The organism is Pseudomonas sp. 50_B, assembly GCF_017491625.1.
Taxonomy (GTDB): Bacteria; Pseudomonadota; Gammaproteobacteria; order Pseudomonadales; family Pseudomonadaceae; genus Aquipseudomonas; species Aquipseudomonas danubii.
Genome location: NZ_JAFGYX010000167.1, coordinates 1 through 443, shown reverse-complemented (window position 1 = coordinate 443; position 443 = coordinate 1). Strand labels below are relative to the sequence as shown.

At 73.4% G+C, this 443-nt stretch carries 1 protein-coding gene; it reads left to right on the top strand.

The window, feature by feature from the left end; genetic code table 11:
- Positions 1 to 443 (top strand): ketoacyl-synthetase C-terminal extension domain-containing protein (locus J5M73_RS31430; RefSeq protein WP_279381773.1); only part of this gene is annotated, 443 nt, incomplete at both ends.

Genomic DNA, 443 nt, shown 5'->3' with positions numbered 1-443 from the left:
GACCGGCGCGGGTTCTGCGCGCTCGGCTCGGTGAAGACCAACATCGGGCATACGTCGGCGGCGGCCGGCGTCGCGAGCATCCACAAAGTGCTGCTGTGCCTCGCGCATCGCGAGCTGGTGCCGACGCTGAACTACACGAACCCGAACCGCCATTTCGATTTCGCCGATTCGCCGTTCTACGTCAACACCGACCGGCGCGCGTGGGACGCCGCCGGCGACGCGCCGCGCCGCGCGGCCGTCAGCTCGTTCGGCTTCAGCGGCACCAACGCGCACGTCGTGATCGAGGAGTACCGCCCGGCCGCCGCCGCCGCGCCGGACGCGTCGCCGCCGCGCGTGATCGTGCCGCTCTCGGCGCGGCATCCGGAGCGGTTGCGCGCCTACGCGCGCAACCTGGCCGACTGGCTCGCGCAGGCGGCCGCGCCGAGAGCGGCACGATCACGCGC